The following is a 19,976-nucleotide window of genomic DNA, read 5'->3' as shown; positions in this document are numbered from 1 at the left end:
GTTCTTCCTAACTTCCCAGAATTGCCGCCGCCATGACGACGCTTTGGGCAATATCGGCAAGTTTCTTCTTTTCGTTCATGGCTGTCTGACGCAAAAGCGCATAGGCCTCATCTTCGGATAATTTGCGCGATTTCATCAGGATTCCTTTGGCCCGGTCGATGATCTTGCGCTCCTCAAGGGCACTCTTGGCGTCGGCCAGTTCCTGCTGCAACCGGCTGAACGCCTTGAAACGGCTGACGGCCATATCAAGGATGGGCTTCACACGTTCTTTCCTCAAACCATCGACCACATAGGCCGAAACACCAGCTTCAACAGCCGCTTCAATAGATAAACTATCCGAGCGATCCACAAACATCGCAATAGGTTTGCGTACAGAGCGCGTTAGCTGAAACAAATGCTCAAGCATATCGCGGTTGGGCGTTTCGATATCGATAACAATGACATCCGGACCGATAATTTCTATCTGCCGCGCCAGTCCGACAATATCGTGCAGCACCACCACGTGCGTATGCCCCGCCTCCCGCAAGCCCTCTTCGATAATAGCGGCGCGGATACGGTTCTCGTCGAAAATCATGATCGACAGGGCTGCATTCATGCCTTATTTTTGCGCATGCACGAATATTGTGCAATGCTACATTAGGCCACACTGATGGAGTAGAATATCAACCTTGCGCAACTAAATTTCCTCTTGGGGTTGATATTTTCATCCCGGATTCGGGATTTCTTGTGTGAGAATCGGCAGGGTGAGATTCGCATGTATCAAAGCATTCCTATGCCGAAAATGCAGCAGGCATACAACTCTACCAAGACGGATAGTATCGGCTATGCAACGCTGTCATACTCAAGTTTGCCTCCGTCAATACCTATGGCTAGTTTTTTCCGGCCCCTGCAAGATCTACCCTTGGCCAGCTACCCGGGAACCGCCGGCGATGATCACATCGCGACCCGACGGATCGAGACGGGCGGCTGACGATGGAGCGACCTGTCGCTCCATGAAAACCGGAGACGCAAAATGCGCTCAACTATTCTGAAAGCGGCTCTTGCCGCACTTCTCACCTCCGCTCCCCTTACAATGGCCTTCGCGGCGCCCGGCCCTACCCGGTATATACCAAGTGGCCAGCTCAATTCCATTCTTACCGACGTTAACAATGCGGACACGCGGATTTCTCAAGAACGCAGCCAAAGGTTGATGACACCCGCCGAGGCCCATGGTCTCAAGGCCGAACTGTCTTCGATCCGTAAAGACGCAATCGCCGTCAACAGGGATGGTGTGATCCCGATGGGAGAGTATCGGCCATTGATGGGGAAAATCGAGAAGGTGAATGGTCAGTTATTCGGCGAACCGTATTATCGGTGGGACCATCTAAACTAGATACACCGGCTTCCTCCCCATCTGGACAACGCCTCCGGGAACGGCCCTGGGGCGTTGCTGTTTGGTTCGATTGCACCGCTGTGGACCGCATTAGCCGCCCCAAAATGATGCGCAGAGAGGACGTCTTATTCGACGGGAGCTGGCTCATGACCCGCACCGTCACTGTCGAAGCGGGCGAAAAGCTGGTGAACGATCTTCACCCGGTCTTCGTTGGGGTAGAACCTGTTGGCCAGGATCACGAGGCCCATCCGCTTCTCCGGTACGAAAGCGACATAGGCGCCGAATCCGTTCGTCGATCCTGTCTTGTTGATGAGGACGTCCTGACGCGGTGACATCGGAGGATTTATCCGCTCAACGGGAAGCGCCGGCCTTGACGTTCTCTGGGAATTGCCTTCGAGCAATGCGGGAAGCGCGGCCGGATAGCTATATTGTTCCCATACGAGGTCCTGGGTCATCTCGCCGACCCTGAAATAACCGGCATGCGTATCCCTTACTGCGCGCGCCAGCTTCTCATCCAGAGACACGAGGTTCATATTTGCCTTGAGGAACTGAACCAGATCAGCGGCCGTCGTTCGCACACCGTAAGCCTCCGATGACAGGACTGCATTGCTCATGCGCACGGGCTTGCCCGCTTTCGTGTACCCTTGCGCATAGTCCGCCATCCTGTCGCTCGGGACGTTGATATAGCTGTTGGCCATGCCCATCGGTCGAAACAGCTTCTGTTCGACCAGTGTAGGGAAATCCCCCTTCATGCTGTGCGCCGTTATGTAGCCGAGCATGCCAATACTGGGATTGGCATAGGTCCGGTGGGTGCCGGGCAGGTAAGCCGGCTGCCATTCCTTGAAATATTTCAGCATCCGCCGTTCGTTCGTGACGTTGTCCGGTACTTGCAGCGGAAAGCCTCCCGGCGTGTGCGTCGCCAGATGCAGAATTTCCACATCGCCAAAGGGGCTGCCTTGCAGGGCTGGAACGTACTTGCCTGCCGGCTCGGTCAAGGCGAGATCTCCGTTGGCTTGTGCGTAGGTAGCCAGCGTGGCGGTGAACGTCTTGCTGATTGAACCGACCTCGAACAGCGTTTTGTCCGTTATCGGCTTGCTGCCTTCCTTCGCCATTCTCCCATAGTTGAAAATATAAGATTTCTCATCAAGAACGACCCCGACAGCCATGCCTGGAATAGCGTACTGGCTCATGACCGGCTGCACGGCGTCATTTACCCAGACTTCGACGTCATCCCGTTGATTCTCCGCTGCGCCAACAGAGCTTGCTGCTGTGATAGAAACGAATGCAGTCGCAATGATCGGAGCCAGAAGTTTCAGGTTCATCAGCTTTCATCCTTCAAAAAATACACGTCCGGTGCCGCGTGACGGTACACAAGCATCTGTCTACGTCCCGTTCACCAATGCGAGGATGAGCTGGTGGATATTTCCGCCTTCCCTGAGTTCAGTTCGATCAAAATCACGGCTGCGCTGCCGCTGGGTTTGAGACAGTTCGGAAAGGCGCTTCGTCATCTCCGCTCTGATCTTGGTACATTTGGGATCATCGGGCACGGACAAGCCGACCGTTGCAGTCTCGATTGATTTTACCATGTCGCGGATCATATCGCCGTGCACGGCTTCATGACGGCGGATCCCGGCGATAAAGGTCTCCCAGTTGCTGGCGACAGCGTCCGGCAGCTTTCCCGCCGGCTTCGGTATAGTGTAGGTGATTACAAGTTTGGGCTTTGCGGAGACGAGCGTGCAGGCATTGCCCTGGTTCTCGTATTTCCTCGACCATGTCAGGCGGAAATTCGTATGCGCGATGGCGCTCCCGTTGTCACCGGCTCTTGGCCCCCTCTCCCCGATCGATGCGTAAAGCTCAGCGCCGGATTTTCCTGAAACCGCGTAGCTCTCTACTTTTTCGACTGCTTGCCACTCGGCATGTGCAATTTCGGGTAACAAGGCGCAACAGGCAGCCAGCAACGAAAGTTGGACGACTGTTTTCACCAGAATCCCCCCGGATTATCAAAATCGTGAACATGACGCCTTCACCTATCGGCGTTCCGCGCGCCTAGAGACTTGCTCCCTTCCGCCGGGGCGAAAGGGAGCTATAAAAACAATGCCGTCAGTTCGCCGAGGCGAGTGTCATCGACGTGCCGGTGGCAGCAAGATTAAGACCGATCTGACCCGTCACACTGATGGCCTGAAGATGGATCGAGCCTGCCGTGCCGCCAAACAGCACATTGGTGCCGATACCAGCGCCAACTGTCGCTTCCGCCGTAGCGCCGCGATAGATGCCGCCGAGCGAGCCATGATGGTAGCCGGCTGTCGGTGCGAACACGGCCCAGATAAGCCGGCTGCGTGTGGTGAAGCCAACGTCAACGCCGAGCTTCTTGATTGCGCCGCTGTAGTGGTCCGAACGTTCGCCGCTGAGGCTCGAGCGGAAATCGCACTCAATCTCCTTGGCCGAGCCAAGCACATAACCAATGCCGCCGCCAATAGTGCAATCGAGGTACCCGATCTTCACACCACTGTGCAGATCCGGTTCCTGATAGGTCCGGATGGTGTCTGCCGCATTGGCAGCCATCGTGCCGGCAAGAGTCAGCGACGCTGCCGTAAGTGCCATCGCAAGAGTCTTTTTCATGATTTTCTCCTTTTTAGTATGACCGGTGCACCGCAATCGGTCGTTCAGCCGACAAATTCAGCAAGCTGTATAGGTCAATGGATGTGTGAGGGCGCAGTAGCAGACAGCCCGCACAGTTCAGCGCCATTGGGACATTTTGAAGGCATTGTGCTGGTCGGATTTGCTGTTCCACAATTCGCATCCCACTGTGCTCATCTGGTCACTCCTTGTTGGTAAAACGGGCATTTCCGAGGCCTGTGCCTATGGTCACGACGCCCCAACGCTCAACGTCTCGCATGAACGGAACCTGTGAGAGCCCCTGCACCACCGCATCATTGTGCATGATGACAAAGGTGGGATGGTCGCCGATTTTCGGAATGGCTTCAACGAGAGCCGCCGGAAGATTGAAATTCTTGCTCTCCCAATTCCCGCCGGGAAGATTTTGCCCGCCATTCGCGATGGAACCGTCCGGCAGGATCGTACCTGGACAAGCAATTCCAATGACCGGCGCCGGCATAAGACCCGCCTTTTGCGCTTTGGCGACGAGGCGTTCCAGCACGCTTACGATGTGCTCTACGGTTGTGGTGCGGTTGGGCTCATCATCGGCGTGGCGCCAAAGTTCCGATTTCCAAACTCTGGCTTTCGATAGATCGGCTTTGTCCTTGCGGCGTGTTTCGACAACACCAGCGCGAATGTTAGTGCCGCCGATGTCAACGGCGATCAGCGAATCGTGACCCTCAAGCATCCAGGCGGGCATGAGTTGTACTGCACCGATAAGTCCGGCTTCATCCGGATGATGCGCGATCGGCAAAAGCTCGATTTTCAAGCCATCTGATTTCAAGAGCACCATCGCCCGGGCAATGGCCAGTTCCCCGAAAGCGCTTTCTCTCATGCCCCCGCCGACGACGACGCGTTCAGTGCCCTTCCAGCTCTTTTCCTTGAGGAAACGGGCAAGCACCTGGGCGAGCTCACCGGCGAAATCGTCGACAGCGCCGAGAATGAGGGCGGCCGCTTCCTTGTCCTTACCCTGCACCAACGCATCGATCTGCTTCTTCGACAGATCCTTTGTCGGCGTATTCCCAAGCGGATCATCGCCGCCGTTTCGGATACGTTTGCGCCAATCGTCTAGTTTCTGCTGGAATGCCGATTTACTGGCCTTGTCGCCAATGAAACCGTCCTTGTCGCGCAGCTTCAAATTGTAGCCGTCGACCGTTACCGACGGCAATGAAGGGGCGCCGTGCGCAACTGGCACAGGATTATCCTGTTTCAAGTTGTCCTGGTGTTTCGTCATGCCTGCCCCTTGCACAAATTTCTACGATGATCGTGACAGGAACGCGGCGGCTTACCCGAAGTTCCAGCCGGATGTCGCACTCACTTGTGATCGTGCTCGTCATGAACGGGGAGATCAAGGCCGAAAGTCGTGACCAGATCGGCGACCTGGGCAGGACTGAGGTAACGTGGATTGAGGTTGCGCAGGAGGAGATAAAGCTTCGCTGTCTCTTCCAGCTCTTCGGTGGCAAAAACGGCGGCTTCCAGACTGTCGCCAGCCACAACGGGGCCATGATTGGCCAGAAGCACGGAGGAAAATTTGCCCGCAAGCCCACGGATCGCGTCGGCAACTGCAGGATCGCCGGGCCGGTAATAGGGCACGAGGGCGGTCTGGCCGGCGCGCATGAGATAATAGGGTGTCATTGGCGGCAGTGCGGCGCGTGGATCGATCTCCGGCAGCATTGTCAGGGCAACGGCGTGCGTCGAGTGAAGATGGACGACCGCGCGCGCACTTCCGCGAGTCTCGTAAAGGGCGCTGTGCAGCGGAATTTCCTTGGTCGGCTTATCGCCTGAAACCAAGGCTCCTGCAGCATCGAGACGAGAAAGCCGGGCCGGGTCCAGAAAGCCGAGCGAGGCATTCGTCGGTGTCACCAGCCAGCCGCCATCATCAAGCCGCAACGATATATTGCCCGACGAACCGGGTGTCAGCCCCCGCTCGAACAGCGAACGCCCGTATCGGCAGATTTCCTCACGCAGGCGTGCATCAGACATTCGAATCCTCCGGTGTCAGGCAGTTGCACCTTCGATCAACTCAAAACCGAGATCGATAACCTGTGATGGTGCGTTGTCCGCGATGAGCTTTGCCGCCAACTGCCCGGTGGCGACGCGCGGCGTGCGTATCGTCGACAGGGCTTGCGGCATAACCTGGCCGAGATCAAGGCCATTATAGCCAAAAATCGCCAGTTGGGACGGGATCACAATTCCTAGCGCCAAACAGTGGAAATAGCCACCGAGCGCCATATCATCATTGGAAAAGTAGACGGCGTCGAGGTCAGGGGTTCTGGCCAGCAGAAGATCGAGACCCAAACGCCCTCTTTCGACTGACGAAGCCTCCCGATAAATTTCCCGATCTGCAAGCGGCACGCCATTCGCACTCAATGTCTCGCAGAAGCTCGAATAGCGTTTGCCGGCACGGGTATCGCGGTCGAGATCATGGCCGACATAGCCTATCCGGCGATAACCGCGCTTCAACAGGAACTCGGCGCTCGCACGGCCGGCGGCGCGGTTCGAGAAGCCAACGGCAAGATCCAGCGCGGTGCCATCCACATCGAGCATTTCCACCACCCGGCAATTGGCGGCGCGCAGCATTTTGAACGTGCGCTCGGTATGTTCGTAGCCTGCCAGCATCACGGCCGCAGGCCGCCAGGCGAGCATAGAAGCAACCAGCGCCTCCTCCCTTGCGGGATCATAATCAGTGACAGCAAAAACCGCCTGAAATTGATGTTCCTCAAGCGTTGCGCCCGCGCCTCTCAAAACATCGGCAAAAACGATATTGGACAGTGACGGTATGACAAAGGCGACGAGGCGAGACCCGGTCGAGGCCAGCGTACCGGCGATGCGGTTCGGCACATAACCGAGCCGCTCAACGGCTGTCATGACACGATCCCTTGTCTTGCCGGAATAAGAGCCATGGTTTCTTAAGACGCGCGAAACCGTGCTTTCTCCAACGCCGGCCGCCTCCGCGACCTGCGCAAGCGTTACTGCCGTCTGATTTCTGGAGGTACCCATCCCTCTTCTATTCTTTCCAACGCGCGGTCGACAGACAGCATTTGCCTCAACTACTTCCCTAGTAAAGTTTTTTTGGCAGCGCTACCATTTTATGGTTGGCAGCGCTGCCATCCGTGGTTTATCACTTCAGGAGCGTTCGTTGGATCCCGTGGTGCGCCACTCGGATAACCCCAGACCGGAGGATATGTTTATGTCAGAGCCCAATGCGGTCCGCCAAAATGCCGTTGTGGCGGCGGTAATCGGACTTGGTTCAATGGGGATGGGGATGGCCAAATCCATGCACCGTGCCGGTATTCACGTGATCGGCTGTGACATTGCACCCGCGGCCGTCGATCGGTTCATAGCGGATGGCGGGCGTGGCGCGACCACAGCCGCCGGCGCCGCCACAGGTGCCGATATCGTTGTGTCCGTGGTCGTAAACGGTGCGCAAACCGAGGCCATACTGTTCGGGCCAGACGGCATCGCCGCTACAATGAAACCCGGCGCTGTGTTCATCTCGTCCGCAACGATGGATCCTGCTGTCGCACGGGATCTTGCGCAACGAGTCGAGGCTCTCGGCCTTCATTATCTGGACGCCCCGATATCCGGAGGCGCGGCAAAGGCGGCGAGCGGCGAACTGACGATCATGGCGTCAGGCTCCAGACAGGCCTTCGAGCTTGCCCGTACGGCTCTTGATGCCATGGCAGGCAAGGTCTACGAACTCGGCGATGCAGCCGGAGCCGGTGCGGCCTTCAAGATGGTCAACCAGCTGCTAGCCGGCGTCCACATCGCCGCCGCCTGCGAGGCAATAACCTTCGCTGCCAAACAGGGGCTCGATCTCGACAAGGTATATGAGGTAATTACCGCTTCCGCCGGCAACTCCTGGATGTTCGAAAACCGGGTACCGCACGTGCTGGCGGGAGACTATACACCCCTCAGCACGGTCGAGATTTTCGTCAAGGATCTTGGCATCGTCCAGGATATGGCACGGGCAGAGCGTTATCCGGTGCCGCTCGTAGCTGCGGCTTTGCAGATGTATCTGGCTGCCTCCGGTGCCGGCATGGGTCACGATGATGACGCGTCTCTTGCACGGATATATGCCAGCCTGTCCGGTGCAAGGCTGCCGGATGCGAAACCCAAGGGTTGAGAAGGAAAGCGTTGATGCCGGTATTTGCCGCCAACCTGTCGATGATGTTTAACGAGTGGCCGTTCCTCGATCGCTTCGCCGCTGCTGCCGATGCCGGTTTTACCGCAGTCGAATATCTCTTTCCCTATGAGTTTCCGCCAGAAGCGATCTCCGAGAGGCTCGTCCGCAACAATCTTCAGCAAGCACTGTTCAACCTCCCTCCGGGTGACTGGGCCGCGGGTGAGCGCGGGATAGCCGCGCTGCCCGGACGGTTCGATGCCTTGAAGTCGGATGTGAAACGGGCGCTCGAATACGCATCGGCGACCGGCGTAAAGCGGCTGCACCTGATGGCCGGCATTGCGGATTCCCGTGACGAGACGGCTGCATCCTGTTACCGGAGCTCGGTCACCTACACAGCCGGCCGGTTTGCCGAAGCTGGCATCGACCTGTTGCTCGAGCCGATCAACGGGCGAAACATGCCAGGATATTACCTCAATGATTTCAGCACAGCCGAAGAGCTCATTACAGAACTCGGCCTGCCGAACCTGAAACTGCAGTTCGATATCTATCATCGTCAGATCATGCACGGCGATGTGACCATGGCCTTGCGCCGCCTCATGCCGATCGTCGGACATATCCAGATTGCCAGCGTCCCCTCGCGCCACGAGCCAGATGGTGAAGAGCTGAACTATCCCTATCTGTTCGGTGAGATCGACCGGCTTGGCTATAGCGGGTTCATCGGGTGCGAATACATCCCGAGAGCCAAAACCCTGGATGGCTTGAACTGGTTCGAAGCCTTTAGACGGAGGTAGACGATGGCCATCTTGCTTGGATCAATAGCCGATGATTACACAGGGGCGTCCGATCTCGCCAATACGCTTACGAAAAATGGCCTGCGTACGATCCAGACCGTGGGCATACCGGCCGCCGCGTTGGACCTGCCCGACGTCGATGCAGTCGTGGTCGCGCTGAAGATCCGCTCGGTGGCCGCTGCGGACGCCGTGTCATCTGCATCAGCGGCCTATCAATGGCTGCAAAGGAGAGGCGCAAAGCACGTCCTTTACAAGATCTGCTCGACATTCGACTCCACCGATGCCGGCAATATCGGTCCGGTCACTGAAGCACTTAGCGATACTGCAGGAGAGGGCATAGTTCTTGTAACGTCGGCCTTTCCGGAGACGGGGCGCACGGTCTATTTCGGCCATCTCTTCGTTAACGGACAACCGCTGAACGAAAGCCCCCTGAAAGACCATCCTCTCAATCCGATGCACGATGCCAATCTGGTACGCGTCATGGCAAGGCAGTCGCAGGGGACCGTGGGCCTCGTCGATCTGACGACGGTCGCAGGCGGGCCGGCGGCTGTGAAGGCGCGTCTCGACAGCTTACGCATGCAGGGCTTCACCACAGCAATCGCCGACGCAATCGTTGAACGCGATCTCGAAACACTCGGTGATGTCGCGGTCGAAATGGGGATCTCAACCGGAGCATCCGGTCTGGGGCTTGGACTTGCCCGCGCTCTTGTAAAATCCGGTCAGGTGCCATTGCAGACGGGAACGACAGATGGTGCCATGCGTCCCGTCGGTGGACTGGCCGCCATTGTTGCCGGCAGCTGCTCCCGGGCGACGCTCGAGCAGCTGGAAGTTGCCGAGCGGTCCATGCCCGTTCTGAAGCTCGACAGCGAAAAGCTGATTGCAGGTTCAGACGAAATAGCCGCGGCTCTTAGCTGGGCTGGCGAGCGCATTTCAGCTGGTCCCGTCGCTATCGCGGCAAGTGCGTCACCCGAAAGGGTTTCCTGGCTCCAGTCGCGATACGGACGTGAGGCATCGGGCCATGCGATCGAGACCGCAACGTCGACTATCGCAGCCGAACTCGTGGCAAGGGGCGTACGGCGTCTGGTGGTCGCAGGCGGCGAAACCTCAGGCGCAGTGGTGGATCGGCTTGCCATTCCGGCATTCCTGATCGGGCCCGAAATTGCACCGGGCGTGCCAGTCCTGCGCACAGTGGGGAGTGCGCAGGGAGATATGCTCATGGCTCTCAAATCGGGAAACTTTGGAGGCAAGGACTTCTTTGCAACCGCTCTGACCATGATGCGTTAAAGACAATAGCGCGGGCAGTTGATGGAGGCGGCGATGACGACCGAACCCAAAGCATTGATGGTTCACATCCGCGGAAGGGTGCAGGGCGTAGGTTTTCGCTACTGGACGCAGTCGGAGGCAAAAAAGCTCGGCCTGAGCGGCTGGGTGCGCAATGGCAGTGACGGCTCGGTCACCGCCCGCATCGCCGGGCCGGAACAAGCTGTATCCACGATGCTGCAACGCTTCAAAGAAGGACCGCAAGCAGCTTCGGTTTCGAGCGTCACCAGCGAAGCCGTCGATGGCGACCAGCCGGCTGACGGTTTCAACATCGTCAGTTAGGACTGATCACTACGATCAGGGTGCTGCGTAAGACCAGTCAGCGGGAACAATACCTGAATCGATCGCTCTTCCCGCGTAATATTTCCAAAGCTTGTGGACATGTCTGTCGCGATTGAACGTACGTCCAAAGTCTTCCAGTTCGCCCGCCGTAAGCGGCTCAACCTCTCCCAGCATGTGGGCGTCGTACAATGCCTTGGCGTTCTCAACGAAGTGGATCGAATCGATCAAGAGATGCTTGACCGATTCGGCGACAATCACCTGACCATGGGCCCTGATCTGCAGCGCCTGCTTTTGCCCCAGCGTCTTCGCGAGCGCCCTGCCAAGAGTGGCATCGCTCACGTGACTTGGATCCGGGTGAACGGGAACACCGCTCGCCCAGCGGATTGCATGGTTTTTGACAGGCAAAAGCGGCCGGTTCTTAACAATCGTGAACATCGTTGCGAGATCATCGTGGAAATGCGCAACGGCCTGAACGTCCGGCCGGGCGCGAAGTATCTCAGTGTGGAGGTAAACTTCAGCCGGGGCGCGAATACCTTCCGGACCGGCCACTACGACACCATCGAGATCACAGATCAATAGGTCGTCGGGCCGCAGCGAAGCACGGCTTTGATCGAACGACTGGATCAACAGATGCTTACCATCCGGCATGCGGGCGCTGACATGGCCACTATAGCCTAGGATGTCGAGACTGTTGAGGATAAGCGTGCATGCGGCGACCTCCTCGCGCAATTTCTGCTCAACGCTTCCAGACGGGGGTGGCTGATTAATGGTCATTTGTAGCTCCTGAGCATAGATTTCATGCGCATCATTCGAAGAGCATGCCGCGGTAGAGGGGGATGGAAAGGATCATCTCGAAGCTGAGCCAAAGAAACAGTGCGATCGAAGCTGCGATCAGGATACTGAACTTGACGCTCTTGCGGCCCTCGACGATCATGTAGGATGCGACATAGGCCGGCACTGCAGGGAGAATGCCGACTATCATGACGGCGGCTGTAAATGCGGCGACCCAACCGACGGCCAATAGTTCCTTTTGCCCTGAAGGATGTTCTTCGCCTTCATCGCCTGCCGACTTCGGAACGCCCGGCAACCCGCTTGCCGGGTTGAGATAGCGCCGGACCAATTCTCCGGTCGAGGTCGAGGTCCGCGAAAGTATATCCAGCGCAATCAAGACGATCAGGACATAACCGATGAGAAGCGGGACCTCACGCGAAGTCGGAGGATAGCCATAGGCCGCGACAATGAATATCAGCGTAACCGCAAGAAACACCAGCGGCGGGCCAAAATTCTCGGCAAGCGCCGAAAAGCTCTTTCGTGGAGCGCTCATGATACTTCCTCGACTGAATGGCGCCGCTGCAAGAGCGTGCGTATCATTGGATAGGTCAAAGCCATGACGATCAGGGCAAACAGCAGCGCGGAAATCGGCCGTGTCACGAAGATCGACCAGCTACCACCCGAGATCATCATCGCCTGCGCGAAACTGCGTTCAGCAAGCTCGCCGAGCACCAATGCGATGACCAGCGGCAACCGCGGATAATCGAAACGGATCAGCAGATAACCGATCACGCCGAAGACAAAGGCAAGCACGATGTCGCCGGGCAGCGAGTTGTTGGCGTAGGCACCGACGAACGAGATCGCAATGACCGACGGAACCAGGATATGCGCATCGAGCCGCGTAATCATCGCGAGAGGCCGGACCATCATCAATCCGATCACCGATGCGAGAATCGACGACAGCGTAAGGGTGAGAATAAGACCGTAGATCTCCGCCTCATGGTGCAGGATCATCGTTGGTCCGGGTTCCATCCCGTGCAGCACGAGAACACCGAGCAGCACCGCCATTTCGGCTGTACCGGGAATGCCGAATGCGAGCGTCGGGATGAGGTTGCCGCCATCCTTGGCGTTATTGGCGGCCTCCGGTGCGATCACGCCTTCGATGTTGCCCTTGCCGAAGCTTTCCGGATTTTTGGATGCCTGAACCGTACTGAAATAAGCGAGGAACGCAGCAACGGTGCCGCCGACGCCGGGTATGGCCCCCACCAGCGTTCCGATCAGCGAACCGCGCAGAAGGGTCTTCCAATATTTGAACGAAGCCCAGACGCCATCGAGTGTTCCCGTCAGGCCGACCTGCCCCTTGTCCTTGGCGATCGAGCCGCCCTTGGCAGAAAGCTCGATCATTTCCGGAAAAGCGAACAGGCCGATCATCGCCGGTGCGAGCGGGATGCCTTCCCACAAATGCTCTATGCCAAATGTGAACCTCGTCCCGCCATTGACATTGTCGAAGCCGATAAACGCGAATAGCAGCCCGATGCCGCCGACGATCATGGCGCGAAGCATGCGCCCTGGTGCGCAGGCTGCGATCGTCACAAGGCCAAGGGTTGCCAGCAGGAAGAATTCCGATGGACCAAAGGCAAGCACGATCTTCTTGGATATGGGAATAACCAGCAACAACGTGAACACGCCGATGACCCCGCCCACCGACGAGGCGCTGGCGGAAGCACCAAGCGCCAGTCCTGCCTTGCCTTGTTGTGCGAGCGGATAGCCATCGAGACAGGTTGCTGCATTTGGAGCGCCACCCGGCAGGTTGATAAGGATCGACGTGACCGACCCACCGAAGGATACGGCGCCCATGAGCCCGCCGGCGAGCGAGAGTGCTGAATACGGATCAAGACCGACCGTCATCGGTCCGAATACGGCAAGCGCAGTGGTGCCGCCCATACCGGGAACGACACCGACGACAAGCCCAATCAACATTCCGATGGTCAGGAAAAGCAGCGACTGTAATGTAAATACGTTGCCAGCAGCGGTTAGCGCGACATCAAGCATGGATATTCCTCGAATAGATTACAGCCTAGTTTGCAGGGCCGAGATACTTGCTGTAGCGCTCGTAGAAGTTGAATTGGCCTTCGAGAATTCCCTTGGCGGATGCTGCATCGCCAGGTTCGACCGCAATGCCGCTCTCCTTCGACCATGTCGCCATAGCCGGGTCCTGCATTGCCGCCATAAGACTCTCGGAAAGGGTCTTGGCCACCTCTGGCGGAAGATCTGGAGGACCGGCCACAAGACGCCCGACCGACAGTTTGGAAAGATCGGGCTGGCCCATTTCGACCGCGTTTTGAGCGCCCGGTACAGACGATTTTTCCTCGAAGGTTCCGATGATCCGCAATTCTCCGGATTCGACGAATTTCTCCATGACCGGAAGAGGACCGATCACCGCGTCTCCGTCGCCGCGAATGACCGCGAGCACATAATCATTGCTGCCCTTGTAGCCCGAGATGATTTCGCGCTTGATACCAAGCATGTCGGTGGCGATCATCGTCGCCGAATAGGCGGTTGATGAGGGTCCCGACGCGGTGAATTTGACCGGACGATCAAGTGCCTTCAAATCCGCAACCGTTTTATAAGGCGACGCTGTAGGCACGCCGACGCCGTAACCATCCTGTCCGAAACTGCCGAGCCAAGTCATCTTTTTCAGATCGTACTGGAGATCGCTGTCGCCTCTGATCTGTGGAACCAGCATGCCCGGTATGTTGAAGATGCCGATCGTGTAGCCATCGGGTTTTGCGCGATAGACCTGCGCGGCGCCCCGCGCCCCGCCCGCGGCCGGAATGTTTGTCGGGACGATATTGACGGATTGCGGCAGGTGACGCTCAATGATTGGTGCGACCGCCCGCACATAGGTATCGAAGCCGCCGCCCGGGCTGACGGGTATGACGAATTGGATGTTCTTGGCCGGAAAATCCGCAGCCATCGCCACAGGGGCAGTCACCATGCCAGCGCAGGTGATGAGTGCTGCGAGCAACTTGTTCATTAATCTCTCCTCCATGTCCTCCGCCGGGAACGTCACATCGAGACCTAGCGGTGACAAGAACAAATTTTAGCTATCTGCCCCATGGAAATTAGCTGGCAAGCTTCGATTGGTTCGATCAGGCGATGTGAATTCCGTAGAGTGTCGCGAGCTCATTGCCACCTTGCCAGACCATGTCGAGGGCGACGTAGACGATGATCGCCAAGCCTATCCAGCCAATCCACTTGTACCTGTTGAGGAGCTTCGCAACGAACGACGATGCCAGCCCCATCAGCAGAACGGACAGGATCAACCCGAATATCAGTGCGTGCATATTTTCCTTGGCCGCCCCGGCGACAGCCAGCACATTGTCGAGGGACATGGACACATCGGCAAGAATGATCTGAAAGATGGCCTGGCGGAACATCTTGGGTTTGATGGCAAGCGCACCGCCATCAGTTGCTGCAAGGTGACCCTCATCGTCCGCCCCGGACGCGCGCAGCTCCTGCAACATCGTCCAGCAGATCCACAGAAGCAAAAGGCCGCCGGCGAACGTGATGCCGGTGATTGCAAGGAGCTTGACCGCCGTTACCGCGAAAACGATCCGGATGACCGCAGCCGCCGCAATGCCAGCGGCAATGGCCTTGCCACGCAGATCGTTGGCGAGACCTGCCGCCGCCATGGCGATGACGATCACATTGTCTCCTGACAGAAGCACGTTGATCATAATCACTTCGAAATAAGCGGTAATGGTGGCTTGATCTAAATGGAACGGCATCGTTGAGTAGTCTCGCTTTAGTTGTGGGTGAAACGCATCACAGTCTGGGGAATTGCCCGCCTGATATAGGCCTAACTCGCGACGCTCGATTTCTCATAGTCCTGCATACGCGTCTTCAACCTGGTTTCCAGGATGGCCAGAAATGCGCGCACCTTCTTTGGTACGAACCGGCTCTTCGGATAGAATGCCTTGATCACACGATCAGAAATGACGTCTCCGTCAAAAATCGGAACGAGTTGCCCCGTCTGGATTTCAGCAGCAACGCTATAAAGCGGCAGGCGCACGATGCCGGCCCCTTCAACCGCTGAGAGCAATATCGCGCCCTCAAGGTTGGAATGAAACGTTCCATCGACGGGAACGGCAACATCCTCGCCATCGGATCTGATTTGCCAGATCTTGGGATCTCGTTTCTGCGTCATATGGACAAGGCAATTGTGGTTTTGAAGGTCGTGTGGGCGATTCGGCATTCCATGGCGAGCAAAATAACCCGGCGCCGCACAAATGGCATAGGGGGCCGGGCCGAGTTTGCGTTCGAAGAGGCCGCTGTGAAAAGACTCATCATCTTCAAAATGACGACTGCCGACGACGACGTCCACCCCTCGCTCCATGAGGCTCACCGAATTCACGCTGACGGTAAGTTCCACTTTCACGGCCGGGTATTCCGTATTGAAATCGATGATGGCCGGGACGACCAACCCCTGCCCTACCCCCGGTGTGGTGTGTATCCTGAGATTTCCGATCAATTCACTGCTGAGCCCGCTGGCATCCGCCTTGGCCGCATCGAGTTCCGCGAGTATCCGGACGCAATGTTCGAACAGCACACTGCCGGCATCGGTGAGAAACACCTTGTGCGTCGAGCGGTGCAGCAATGTCAGGGCCAGAGAGTTTTCGAGCTGAGTGACATGTTTGCTCATATAGGACGGCGACTTTGTGAAGATCTTTGCCGCTTCGGTAAAGCTGCCATACTGGACGACACGTGTGAATATAACGATGTCATTGAGGTCCAGCCCATCGAAACTTGACCGGGCGGCACCAGCAGACTGGCTCGGTTCCTGGGCTTTTGCCATTACCTGTCAACCGCAGCAGGTCATGAGAAGAGCAGCGACTTGATGACGACCGGAATCACACCTGGCGGGTCGATGAATTCGCCGAGATCAACGAAATCCAGATCCTTGAGCTGCACGCCGTCGATGGACACCAGATTTGATCCAAGGTCGAGTTCTTTCTCGAGAATGCGGCCGATCGTTTGCCCGACATCGCCGTCGATCACCAGCACCAGCAGTTCCTGGCGCTGTCCTGCCGGCGCCGCTACCGACTTGATGGCTGTGGCCATTGCCAGAAGCCGCGGATAGTCCGGCAATCCGCTCCACGAGAATGCCAGAGCCAACGGTAGTGACAGATCCCGGTCCTGACGTTCTGCACTTGCCTTGAAAATCCGTGCAATCTCATCGGCATCGATGACTTCGGGCAAACTGGTCCCGAGGTGAACGACGGGAATATTATGAGCAGGCAATGCCTTGATGCCGCTCATATAGAGCGTCTTGCCGCTGACCTGAACGGTAAACTGCGATGCTCCAATGACCGTTGCCCTGATGCGTTGTCCTGCATCGATAACCGGTACGTCGATGCGCGGACCTAGCTGCGCCACGATCTCCTGTGCCAGAGCTCGGGCGATGTCTCCGTGATCCTCGGTTTCATAGCCAAAGATATATTCGGAAACCCCGCCCGAGAACGTGATGTACGTCGGCGCGACAGCTCTCTCCAAGGCGTCGGTCAGCAGCAATTTCTCGCCGAGATCATCAAGCGGACGTCCCAAAATCTGATCGACCGCGAGCGCAGCGAGCCGCTTTGTGATGGCTTGGCGGGACGCTTCGTCGGGCAATTCGTCACCGGAAATTTCGATACCGAGCGATTGCGCGACGATCCTTGCCGACTCGTCGATGCGAGACCATTTTCCATGCTGATCCCTCGCCAGCAAACGTCCGCCGACCGCAAAAGCGGCAACACTGAGGATTTCCCCCTTGTCGATAAGCGCAAGTTTGGTCGTGCCGCCTCCGATATCAACGTGAAGCCCGCAAGCATCGCGTTTTCTCGAAAGGGCTGTCGCCCCGGAGCCGTGTGCAGCCAGGATGGATTCAAGTTTGTGGCCAGCGGTTGCGCAAACGAATTTGCCTGATTCATTCGCGAATATTTCGTCGATCGCGCGGGCGTTCGTTCGTTTTATGGCCTCGCCTGTGAGAATGACCGCGCCTGAATCGACATCGGCCCGCTTGTAGCCGGCATCGTGATAGCAATGGTGGAAGAAATGGCGAAGCTCATGGGCGTCGATCGTACCGTCCGGCAGGAAGGGCGTGAGGAGAATGGGCGAGCGCCACAGAACAGTGCGTTCGACAACCACAAACCGGCTCGACAGATCATCTTTCTCCCGCTGCAGAACGATACGGGCAAACAGCAGGTGCGAAGTGGAGCTGCCGATATCGATACCAACAGTGAGAAGCTCGAGGTTTTCCTGTTCCCAGATCGACCGCGAAATCGCCAGCTGATCGGATTCCGACAAATCCTCGTGCTCATGGTCCAGATCAAAATCGTGCACACATTTCTCCTGCTATACGAATTGCCATGGAAGTCGCGCCGGTCAGCGCGACTTCCTCGACGAAGAACTAGATAGCCGGTCCCGCCAGAACGGGCGTCTGGATGACACCTGTCAGCGATTCCTTGGGCAGCGCCAATACTGCGGCTTCGTCGAAGGTGTCGCCCATGGCAGAAGGCACGCCCGTCTCCTTGAGCGCCTCCAGGAATTTGCGATGTACGCGCGGATCCTGATCCTCGTACTCGATCTGGCGGCCACCGTCCTTCACAGACGTTGCGCCCTTGCCCTCCGCACTTTTACGCCGGAGTGATATGAAGGGGTAGCGTCGGCTCCCCAAGCTGCACGCGACATAGCGCGCTGGTTCAGGCCCCGTGTTGAAGTGCTGATGATACATCCAGAACGGCGGCGTATACATGAACCCGTGCTTCCACGGGAATTCCTTGAACTCCGACTCGCCCTCGTACCAGAGCAGCGAGTAGCCCGTGCCGTCGACCGCATGAACATGCGTACCCGCCGCGTGGCGGTGCGCCTTCTTGTAGCGGCCCACGGGCATCTGCGACACGTGCGCGTGCATGGTGCCATCGGCAAGCACAAAGTTGACGTTGAGCGATCCCTTGCCTCGTCCTTCGAACTCGTAAAGCTTGAAGCTGGTGAGGTCGTGGACGAAGTTGGTTTCCCAGACGTTCTGGATCTTGCGGGCTGACTCGGTGCCGTAGGAATAAAGCACCCCCTCGCCTTCGAAGTGTTTCGATTGCCCGGTTCTTTCGGGAAAGGCAAAGTCGTTTTTGAAGATGAAATCCAGATTGTGATAAAGGTTGATGCTCAGCGGAGCATCATTGGTGCAGGACAGCCGTACGGGTTCGCGCCCCGATCCGTTGTGTATCTGGTAAGTGCAGTTCAGCGGTATGGCAAACAGCGCCTTTGGTCCCCATTCGAAGGTCCGGACTTCGCCGTTGGGCAGCCAGACCGTCGTCGAACCGTATCCAGCAAGCACGAAGAAGAATGCTTCATAGAGGTGCTTGACGGGACTGGTCTTGCGACCGGGCAGAACCTCGATGACATGGTTGGCCATGAAGTCGCCCATACCTACAGTGTGCGCAAAACAACCGCGTGCATCGTAGCGATCCCAAGGTCCTGTCTCAAGTTCGAGCAGATCATGGCCGAAATCAAAATGGATAGGGATTCCCTCACCCGTCGACCAATCCTTGTAAGGATCAACGAGAAATTTCGAATTGTTCGGATCCTGAACCGCAACGGGTTCGGAGCCAAGGGTCGTCGCTTTTTCAGCACTGGTCGCCATAGAACTCACTCTCGATTTACGTTTCTATTCCTGATTGGGAAGTATCCGTTTCTGGCCCTGGGTATCGCCATTTCGGAAAAACCATCTTTTCGTTAGCCAACCCCGCCTTCAGACGAGGACAACGGCCGAACCACCCTGCCGAGATAGCTTGCCTCCGGCCCATACAGCAGAGCTTTGACGTCATCGGCGCGCAACGTCTTGATGATCTGATCGACTTGTCCGGAAAGCGGCAGCATCAGGCCGCCCTTCTGGGCAAGGTCCAGCGTCACGTCCATATCCTTTTCCTGCCAGGTGAAGCGCGTGCTGTCCCACCGGCTGAGTGTGCCGTTGGTTCCTGGGCATTGCAGGAGGACTTCGCGCATTCGCTGTGCATCGATCCCGTAACGCTTGGCGATCAGCAACGTCTCGAAGTTGGCGACACAATGCACCCAATGCAGAAGATTATTGCAGGATTTGGCAATCTGGCCGGCTCCGCGTGGCCCAACGTGAATGAGGTCGCGGCTGTAGCTCATCAATACTGGCCGGATGCGCTCGATATCTTCTTCAGAACCACCGCACAGCGAAAGCAGGGTACCCTCGCGGGCGCCTGAAGCTCCGTAGACGACAGGCGCGTCAACGAGCCGCTTGCCCCTGGCTTCTATCTGCGGTCCGAGCTGGAGCATCGTCTCGGGGCTTATGGTGGCGGCAACGACGATGATAGCTCCGTCGGCGGCTTTTTCGCCCAGCTCCTGCGAAACGTCGACCACCTGTTGATCCGTTGCCACAACAAGAATGAACACATCCGCCACATCGGCCAGTTGGGCGAGGCTTTGCTTCGTTGCGAGGCCGCGCTCGCGAGCCTTTCCGAGCTTTTCCTGGTTGACGTCGAAGACAGCAACTTCGATGTCATGGTCGAGTATGTGGCCGGCCATCGCCAGCCCCATCTCTCCAACTCCCACGACTCCAACCTTCATGTCTGCCTCCACATAAGTCGATATT

21 protein-coding genes are annotated in these 19,976 nt (G+C 57.3%); 5 read left to right on the top strand and 16 right to left on the bottom strand.

Annotated elements, in window-relative coordinates; translation table 11 throughout:
* Positions 1 to 7: 7 nt before the first annotated feature.
* Positions 8 to 595, bottom strand: coding sequence for an ANTAR domain-containing response regulator (locus LB462_RS06605; protein ID WP_112531481.1), 588 nt, complete (start codon positions 593 to 595; stop codon positions 8 to 10).
* Between the two features lie 417 nt (positions 596 to 1,012).
* On the opposite strand from LB462_RS06605, the gene LB462_RS06600 reads away from it, so the two are divergent.
* Positions 1,013 to 1,372, top strand: coding sequence for a hypothetical protein (locus LB462_RS06600; protein WP_224506522.1), 360 nt, complete (start codon positions 1,013 to 1,015; stop codon positions 1,370 to 1,372).
* Positions 1,373 to 1,497: 125 nt separating this feature from the next.
* Here the strand turns inward: LB462_RS06600 and ampC are convergent, their stop codons facing one another.
* The 6 genes from ampC to LB462_RS06570 form a co-directional block, all read right to left on the bottom strand.
* Positions 1,498 to 2,694, bottom strand: a complete 1,197-nt coding sequence (gene ampC, locus LB462_RS06595; RefSeq protein ID WP_224506521.1) for a class C beta-lactamase — start codon at positions 2,692 to 2,694, stop codon at positions 1,498 to 1,500.
* A gap of 60 nt (positions 2,695 to 2,754) precedes the next feature.
* Positions 2,755 to 3,354 (bottom strand): DUF922 domain-containing Zn-dependent protease, encoded by a 600-nt coding sequence (locus LB462_RS06590; RefSeq protein ID WP_183663001.1) that lies wholly within the window; start codon positions 3,352 to 3,354, stop codon positions 2,755 to 2,757.
* 118 nt (positions 3,355 to 3,472) lie between these two features.
* A complete protein-coding gene (locus tag LB462_RS06585) occupies positions 3,473 to 3,991 on the bottom strand; it encodes a DUF992 domain-containing protein (RefSeq protein ID WP_224506520.1) in 519 nt (172 codons plus the stop codon).
* A 199-nt stretch (positions 3,992 to 4,190) separates the two neighbouring features.
* Entirely contained in the window at positions 4,191 to 5,261 is a 1,071-nt protein-coding gene (locus tag LB462_RS06580) for an ROK family protein (protein ID WP_224506519.1), read from the bottom strand.
* An 80-nt stretch (positions 5,262 to 5,341) separates the two neighbouring features.
* Positions 5,342 to 6,010, bottom strand: coding sequence for a 3-oxo-tetronate 4-phosphate decarboxylase (gene otnC, locus LB462_RS06575; protein WP_224506518.1), 669 nt, complete (start codon positions 6,008 to 6,010; stop codon positions 5,342 to 5,344).
* Positions 6,011 to 6,025: 15 nt separating this feature from the next.
* Entirely contained in the window at positions 6,026 to 7,027 is a 1,002-nt protein-coding gene (locus LB462_RS06570) for a LacI family DNA-binding transcriptional regulator (protein WP_224506517.1), read from the bottom strand.
* Positions 7,028 to 7,217: 190 nt separating this feature from the next.
* Between LB462_RS06570 and ltnD the strand changes: the two genes are divergently transcribed.
* From ltnD to LB462_RS06550, 4 genes are read left to right on the top strand one after another with little or no spacing between them, the layout of a single operon-like run.
* Complete coding sequence (ltnD, locus tag LB462_RS06565) at positions 7,218 to 8,153, top strand: L-threonate dehydrogenase (RefSeq protein WP_224506516.1); 936 nt, start codon at positions 7,218 to 7,220, stop codon at positions 8,151 to 8,153.
* Positions 8,154 to 8,167: 14 nt separating this feature from the next.
* Positions 8,168 to 8,944 (top strand): 2-oxo-tetronate isomerase, encoded by a 777-nt coding sequence (gene otnI / locus LB462_RS06560; protein ID WP_224506515.1) that lies wholly within the window; start codon positions 8,168 to 8,170, stop codon positions 8,942 to 8,944.
* Positions 8,945 to 8,947: 3 nt separating this feature from the next.
* A complete protein-coding gene (otnK, locus tag LB462_RS06555; protein WP_224506514.1) occupies positions 8,948 to 10,228 on the top strand; it encodes a 3-oxo-tetronate kinase in 1,281 nt (426 codons plus the stop codon).
* 33 nt (positions 10,229 to 10,261) lie between these two features.
* On the top strand, positions 10,262 to 10,546 hold the full coding sequence (locus LB462_RS06550; RefSeq protein ID WP_112531470.1) for an acylphosphatase: 285 nt from the start codon (positions 10,262 to 10,264) through the stop codon (positions 10,544 to 10,546).
* A 15-nt stretch (positions 10,547 to 10,561) separates the two neighbouring features.
* On the opposite strand, the gene LB462_RS06545 is transcribed toward LB462_RS06550, so the two are convergent.
* The 9 genes from LB462_RS06545 to LB462_RS06505 all read right to left on the bottom strand — a co-directional run bounded on the left by LB462_RS06545 (position 10,562) and on the right by LB462_RS06505 (position 19,951).
* Positions 10,562 to 11,320 (bottom strand): class II aldolase/adducin family protein, encoded by a 759-nt coding sequence (locus tag LB462_RS06545; RefSeq protein WP_224506513.1) that lies wholly within the window; start codon positions 11,318 to 11,320, stop codon positions 10,562 to 10,564.
* 31 nt (positions 11,321 to 11,351) lie between these two features.
* Positions 11,352 to 11,870, bottom strand: a complete 519-nt coding sequence (locus tag LB462_RS06540) for a tripartite tricarboxylate transporter TctB family protein (RefSeq protein ID WP_224506512.1) — start codon at positions 11,868 to 11,870, stop codon at positions 11,352 to 11,354.
* The gene (locus LB462_RS06535) at positions 11,867 to 13,369 is read right to left on the bottom strand and encodes a tripartite tricarboxylate transporter permease (RefSeq protein WP_224506511.1); all 1,503 of its coding nucleotides are present in this window, start codon (positions 13,367 to 13,369) and stop codon (positions 11,867 to 11,869) included. Before LB462_RS06535 ends, LB462_RS06540 begins: the two co-directional genes overlap by 4 nt.
* Before the next feature lie 25 nt (positions 13,370 to 13,394).
* Positions 13,395 to 14,354, bottom strand: a complete 960-nt coding sequence (locus LB462_RS06530; protein WP_224506510.1) for a Bug family tripartite tricarboxylate transporter substrate binding protein — start codon at positions 14,352 to 14,354, stop codon at positions 13,395 to 13,397.
* A gap of 115 nt (positions 14,355 to 14,469) precedes the next feature.
* Entirely contained in the window at positions 14,470 to 15,108 is a 639-nt protein-coding gene (locus tag LB462_RS06525) for a YjbE family putative metal transport protein (RefSeq protein ID WP_224506509.1), read from the bottom strand.
* A 71-nt stretch (positions 15,109 to 15,179) separates the two neighbouring features.
* Positions 15,180 to 16,175 (bottom strand): LysR family transcriptional regulator, encoded by a 996-nt coding sequence (locus tag LB462_RS06520; protein WP_224506508.1) that lies wholly within the window; start codon positions 16,173 to 16,175, stop codon positions 15,180 to 15,182.
* Between the two features lie 20 nt (positions 16,176 to 16,195).
* Entirely contained in the window at positions 16,196 to 17,701 is a 1,506-nt protein-coding gene (locus LB462_RS06515) for an ethanolamine ammonia-lyase reactivating factor EutA (protein ID WP_224506507.1), read from the bottom strand.
* A gap of 67 nt (positions 17,702 to 17,768) precedes the next feature.
* Positions 17,769 to 18,998, bottom strand: a complete 1,230-nt coding sequence (locus LB462_RS06510; RefSeq protein ID WP_224506506.1) for a cupin domain-containing protein — start codon at positions 18,996 to 18,998, stop codon at positions 17,769 to 17,771.
* A 92-nt stretch (positions 18,999 to 19,090) separates the two neighbouring features.
* Complete coding sequence (locus tag LB462_RS06505) at positions 19,091 to 19,951, bottom strand: NAD(P)-dependent oxidoreductase (protein ID WP_224506505.1); 861 nt, start codon at positions 19,949 to 19,951, stop codon at positions 19,091 to 19,093.
* Positions 19,952 to 19,976 lie beyond the last annotated feature (25 nt).

Source organism: Phyllobacterium chamaecytisi (assembly GCF_020164455.1).
In the GTDB taxonomy this organism is placed as follows: Bacteria; Pseudomonadota; Alphaproteobacteria; order Rhizobiales; family Rhizobiaceae; genus Phyllobacterium; species Phyllobacterium chamaecytisi.
The sequence above is the reverse complement of the archived record's forward strand: the minus strand, read 5'-3'. Positions and strand labels throughout refer to the sequence as shown.